The sequence below is a fragment of the Cryobacterium sp. MDB1-18-1 genome (genome assembly GCF_004402735.1).
Taxonomy (GTDB): domain Bacteria; phylum Actinomycetota; class Actinomycetes; order Actinomycetales; family Microbacteriaceae; genus Cryobacterium; species Cryobacterium glucosi.
In genome coordinates, this window is sequence record NZ_SOFR01000014.1 from 1 (window position 1) to 5,597 (window position 5,597).

Genomic DNA, 5,597 nt, shown 5'->3' on the forward strand with positions numbered 1-5,597 from the left:
AACGGCCTCGGAGTGACTCAACGTGCTTTTCGAGTACATCTGACTACTCCCTGAAGATGGAACCCTAAATTCGGTGTCCAACTTTCGGGGACCACTCCAGCAGGCCGTTGGTGTTTTCGTTCGTGCCGCGTTGCCAGGGTGAGTAGGCGTCGCAGAAGAAGACGGGAATCCCGGTCGCTGTCGTGAAATCTGCGTGGCGGGCCATTTCGTTGCCGCGGTCCCAGGTCAGAGTCCGGCGCATGGGCGTGGGCAGCTTTTTGAAGGCATCGATGAGCGCCGCGATCACGATTTCGCTTTTGGCGCCGTGTGGGAGCGGGATGGCGATCAGGATGCGACTGTGTCGTTCGACCAGGGTCACGATGTGGGAGGTCCCGTAGCGTCCGACGATCATGTCGCCTTCCCAATGCCCGGGTGTCTTGCGGTCGTTCGCCTCGACGGGACGGTCCTTCAGGGGCACGAGGCCTGGTATCCGTGACTTCTTCCCGCCGGAGGCAACGCGCCGTTGCGGATGGCGGCGCAAGCGCCGGGTCCGGAGCTTGGTGGTCAATTCCGCTCGGAGACCAGGTTGGGCCTGGACGAAGAGCGAGGTGTAGATGGTTTCGTGAGACACCCGCATGCCCGGGTCGTCTGGGAACTCCGCGATCAGGCGCTTCGAGATCTGTTGCGGAGACCAGCAGACCTTGAGTTTGGATTCCACGTGCTCGCGCAATCGATCGTCAGTGGCGAGTTTCCCGAGTCGAGGCCGCCGGCTCCGGGCCTCTGCGAGGCGTTCAGCATGAGCGGCACGATAGCCGTTTCTGCCACTGTTACGAAGCACCTCCCGCGAAACAGTGGAGACTGGCCGACCTAGCTCGCTGGCGATCGCTGTCAGTGACCGGTTTGCGGCGAGGCCGCGCGAGATGGTTTCCCTCTCGTCGAGCGACAATCGCAAGGCCGGCCGAGGCTTCGTCGCCCGCGGTCTGACACCACCGGACTGCTTGAGCCACAGACAGGCCGTCGACCTCGATATGCCCGTCAGTGCGGCGGACTTTCTAAGCGACGCACCCGACGCACGTGCCGTAAAGAACGCCATCCGCTGCTCCGGTGGCTTTGGTTTTCGTCCCATTCTCGCTCCTTTCCAAGAAGCAGATTAGGAGGTCACCGGAACCACACCCTTGCATTGACCGCTTGAAACTGTCCTGGCCAGCCGTGCAACAAAAGACGTGGACACCCTCTTCCGCGGGGAACTCGACGAATTTCTCCACGCCCTCGATGGCGCGTTGGCCGCGCCGTGGGGCGACATCACCCTCACCCGCTCCGACGTGTCAGTCATCGAGACCACCTCGCGCCGCGTCAAACCTCGGCGATTCCATATTGTCCTCAGTCTCAAAGGCGTAACGTGGCGCCGCATCCAAGTCGAAGTGGCCTTCCCCGAGGGCGCCATCGCGGACGTCACTGATCGCTTCCCTGCTCCGCGGCTGGGGTACTTTGGTGTCCACCCGGCGGCAGAGCTGGCCGGAATCACTCTCGCGTACCAAGTGGCACAGAAGTTGCACGCCTGCTCTGACCCGCATCAACCCCCTACATTCAGCAACAACCGGGTACGCGACATCGTGGATCTACTCCTAATCCGAAACACGTTTTACCCGCAGCCAACAGACCTGAAGCCGCTCAGAGCGGCGGCCGAGGACGTCTTTACCGCCAGAGCCGCCGAAGCCACGGTCCTTGGACTTCCTCCACGAATGTGGCCGCCTCTTATCGTGAGCAATCCGCTCTGGGAGGACGAGTACGAACGCCCAGCCACGGAGGTAGGAATCAGCTACTCACTAGACGACGCCATCCGCCAGGTGAATCAGTGGGTAGAGCAAATCAGGACGAGCTAACCTCTCGCCAGCAGCGGGAGAAAAGTCATCTCGGGACACGATCCGGTCCGCTTCTCCTGGCATAGAGAAAGAGCGAGCATTCGTGGAGCGCGACGGTTCGCAATCGTCTCGTGGCCGAAGCTGCTATTCCATCGTCGCCGCCAACGCGCGACGTCGCGTCAGCACGTCCTTGATTGAGACTTTTCGCGAGTACTCGATGGACCCATACCTGAACAATTGCACCGCGACGCGGAGCACGATCGCGGAGAGGATGAAGAGCTCGGCGATGATGATGATCGCTGACCAGAGCGGGAGCGTTCCAAACGCGTTGCGCAAAAGCGCTGTGACGGGGGCGGAGTAGGGGAAGTAGCTGAAGATCTGGACGATGGTCGCGTTCGGGTCGCTGATTACGAGGGACACCGTGTAGAACGGGATGAAGATCAAGACCATCAGCGCCCCAAAGATGGGTCCCGCATCTTTCACGGTGGGCATGACAGCGCCGAGGGCGACCAGTGTACCGGTGAACAGTGAAAAACCGCCGAAGAGAATAAGCGCCCCGACGATCATCTGTTGCGGGGCGAAAACAAGCCCCGACAGGTCGAGGTTGGGGATGTTGAGCTGGTCCCGGAGGAACAGGTAACCCAAGACAGTGGGCAGGGCGAAAACGAGCATTTGGACGAGCCCGACCATGAACAACGACACCACCTTGCCCAGGAGCAGACTGGTGGGGTTGATGGTGGTCAGGATCATCTCGGTCACCCGGTTCTCCTTCTCCTCCAAGGTGGAGTTGAGCATCTGGTTGCCAAGTAACAGGATCGCGACGTAGAACAGGACCAGGAACAGCAGCGCTGGGATAACAGAGTTGAAGCCGCCAGCGACGTTGCCATCCTTGAACGTGGTCATGTCCGTGTTGATGTTGCCCTGGATAATCGCGGTGGCCTGTGGAGAATTGAGCTTCTGTTCAACGCTGGACTTCAGGATAGATTCGGCGACCGAGGAGTACTTGCCGTTGGCAAAGAGCCCCTGATCGGCGCCGTATACCTTGATGGCCTGTTTAGACGGGTCAGCCGGGTAGACGAAAAACGCGTCCACTTGCCCCGACTTGACCGCAGACACACCGGCATTGGTACCCGATGCTTCGGCTCCCCCGAGTTGGCTGATGATGCTCGGGTCGATGAGACCGGAGTCGTCGGTGTACTCGAAGGAGAGGTGAGCGTTCTTCTGTTCGTCCGCGGACTTACTGGTTGAACTGTTCGAAACGAAAACGAGGAGGAACACGACGACCAGCATCACGGGGACGAACAGGGTCGCCACCCAGAATCGGCGTTTGGTGACCGTGCGCAAGAACTCAAAACGGATGACAGTGCCAAGGTTGTGCCGAGCCATGCTCACACCTCCGTTTCGGTCTGGTCGCCATACACTTCGACGAAGATATCGTCGAGCGATTTCCTGGTCGGCGTGAACCGGCGCACATCGATGCCAGTGTCCACGAGGGCGCGGAGGATATCGGCGAAGTCCGCGTCGTTCGACACCTCAAGTTCCGCGTGACCCTGGTTATCCGACGCAACCCGGTAGCGAGTGGAAGGCGGAATGACACCGGTGTGATCGACGTGGATGATGGTACCGCCGAATTGTTCCTGGACCTCTTCAACGGTGCCGTAAGCCCGCGCGGTACCGTCCTTGAGCAAGATGACCCGGTCACAGAGGCGTTCCACTTCCTCCATTTGATGGGTGACCATGAGCACGGTCGCACCGGCCTTTCTGCTGTCATCGATGACATCCATGACCAGGCGACGGTTGATCGGGTCGAAACCTTTAGTTGGCTCGTCCAGTATCAGCAACTCCGGATCATTCATGATCGTCACGCCGAGCTGGATTTTCTGCTGCTGACCACCGGATAGCTTGTCGAGGCGCACCTTCTCCTTGTCCGACAAACCGACTCGCTCAAGGTAGCCCAAGGACCATTGCCTTGCCGTGACGCGGCCCAAACCTTTGAGCACCCCGAAATAAGTCATGACATCGATCACGGACTCCTTCTTATACAGCCCGCGCTCTTCTGGAAGATACCCAAGCCGGACACCATTCTCCGGGCGGAACGGACGCCCATCAATAAGGAGCGTGCCGGAAGTCGGCTGGTAAATACCCAGCAGCGCACGAATCGTCGTCGTCTTTCCCGACCCGTTACTGCCCAGGAACCCAAAAGTCTCGCCCCGTCGAATATCGAACGAGAGATCACGGATAACCGTGGTCTTGCCAAAATCCATTCGGAAACGGTCGATGGACACGAGCGCGTCAGCTGTCGAAGAGGTCACCGAACCAAAGCTAGCGGCCAACCGCGACACCGGCTAGAGACATGGCCGCGAATAACGGGCGCAAACGACGCACACCAACACTGGTTTCACTCCGCGGGCATGCCAGGCAGCCCTCCTCCAGCGTGGCCGGCCGCCGACGTCGCGGGCTGCCCGCAAGCGGAACCTTGAGTGGGACGGCTACAAAGTTCCGCTAGCGGATCCCTTAACTTGTTGGCTGAGTCGCAGCGTGGGAGTTGGGCTAGCGTGGGCCTTTTGACGCGCGCGTGGCTGACGAAATGGGAATGGGCTTGCTGCGGCGATGCTTTTACCATCGGCGATGAGGTCGACTTCGGTATCGAGACGCGAACGCCGAATGATGCTCTCGCTGACATGCTTGGACCGGAACTTTTCGCCACGGTGGACACGATGGAGTCGCACCATGAGGAGAAGTTCACCGATCGTGTGCGCGGCAGGGTTGTCGCGGTACACGCGGTCACGCAGGATGTCGTCGAGCGTCGATCGTGGCGTCGGCCCGGCCACGGCGCGCCACCCGAATCGATCATGCCGACGGACGGCGACGAGTGGCCGATGGTTGGCCGTGATCTCGGCAATGGCGCGTTCCTAGGAACTACGCCCTCTCGATACATGATCGAGATCGTGCCCGTTGCGAATACAGCGAGGTTGGCCCCGGCTCAGGGCGTTCGGCTGCGCATCGACGAAGACGCCGAACCCGACGTCGAAAAGTTTGCTGTTCTACCGCCCGAGCAACACCGACGCTCACTGGAGGGCTGGCTCGTCGACGTCCAGGAGCACGAATAAACTTTCGGAGAGAATCCCAGCCATGCTGCGGCATTGTCAGGGTGGCTTTTCGACCTGAGACGGCGGGCACTACGAACCCAAACGGGAACGCTGAATGGGACACTGCTTAGGTGATAACAGAACATGCCCTCTTACCCGTGATTCCCGGTCGTGAAATTGAATTCGAGCTCGCCTTTGCCGATGCGCGGGCCATCATCTCGTCAATGCCCGGGTGCCGTAGCCTGACGCTGTCGCGTTCGATCGAGTCTCCGAGCACATACCTATTGCTCGTTGAGTGGGAGCGACTCGACGACCACACGATCGGCTTCAGGCAATCCGCGCAGTACCAAGAATGGCGCGCCCTACTGCACCATTTCTACGAACCGTTCCCCTTGGTCGAGCATTTCCAGACCGTCCCGTAGATCGAACGTTGTCTGGCGGCATCACATGGCTGCTGTTCAGCTATTCAGCTGACTCGAGCCATGCGTCTACGACGTCTCGTGCGGCGGCGGGCCGTTCATGGAACAAGAAGTGGCCGGCGCCCTCGATGATGGTGAATGTGGCTGCAGGCATTGCGGCGGCTGTCTCTTCGGCGGCGGCGAGGGGAATGAGGCGATCTGCGGCCCCATGGATGATCATCGTTGGGCACGTTATCGACGGCAGCATC

Annotated in this window: 7 protein-coding genes; 3 read left to right on the forward strand and 4 right to left on the reverse strand. The window is 60.1% G+C overall.

Annotated features, from left to right (window positions below; genetic code table 11):
• Window positions 1–64: 64 nt before the first annotated feature.
• On the reverse strand, window positions 65–1,105 hold the full coding sequence (locus tag E3O50_RS03470; protein ID WP_134558238.1) for an IS30 family transposase: 1,041 nt from the start codon (window positions 1,103–1,105) through the stop codon (window positions 65–67).
• A gap of 73 nt (window positions 1,106–1,178) precedes the next feature.
• Here E3O50_RS03470 and E3O50_RS03475 point away from each other — a divergent pair, with 73 nt between their 5' ends.
• Window positions 1,179–1,862, forward strand: coding sequence for a nucleotidyl transferase AbiEii/AbiGii toxin family protein (locus E3O50_RS03475; protein ID WP_134450136.1), 684 nt, complete (start codon window positions 1,179–1,181; stop codon window positions 1,860–1,862).
• A gap of 123 nt (window positions 1,863–1,985) precedes the next feature.
• Here E3O50_RS03475 and E3O50_RS03480 read toward each other — a convergent pair whose 3' ends face one another.
• Both E3O50_RS03480 and E3O50_RS03485 read right to left on the reverse strand, forming a co-directional pair.
• Window positions 1,986–3,227, reverse strand: coding sequence for an ABC transporter permease (locus E3O50_RS03480; RefSeq protein WP_134450135.1), 1,242 nt, complete (start codon window positions 3,225–3,227; stop codon window positions 1,986–1,988).
• 2 nt (window positions 3,228–3,229) lie between these two features.
• On the reverse strand, window positions 3,230–4,105 hold the full coding sequence (locus E3O50_RS03485) for an ATP-binding cassette domain-containing protein (RefSeq protein ID WP_134450141.1): 876 nt from the start codon (window positions 4,103–4,105) through the stop codon (window positions 3,230–3,232).
• A gap of 291 nt (window positions 4,106–4,396) precedes the next feature.
• On the opposite strand from E3O50_RS03485, the gene E3O50_RS03490 reads away from it, so the two are divergent.
• Window positions 4,397–4,951 carry a DUF6578 domain-containing protein gene (locus tag E3O50_RS03490; protein WP_134558239.1) on the forward strand — a complete coding sequence of 185 codons (555 nt, stop codon included), beginning with the start codon at window positions 4,397–4,399 and terminating at the stop codon, window positions 4,949–4,951.
• Window positions 4,952–5,061: 110 nt separating this feature from the next.
• On the forward strand, window positions 5,062–5,352 hold the full coding sequence (locus tag E3O50_RS03495) for an antibiotic biosynthesis monooxygenase (protein WP_134450133.1): 291 nt from the start codon (window positions 5,062–5,064) through the stop codon (window positions 5,350–5,352).
• A 40-nt stretch (window positions 5,353–5,392) separates the two neighbouring features.
• Here E3O50_RS03495 and E3O50_RS03500 read toward each other — a convergent pair.
• On the reverse strand, window positions 5,393–5,597 hold a 205-nt coding region (locus E3O50_RS03500), incomplete at its 5' end, for an alpha/beta hydrolase (RefSeq protein WP_134558240.1).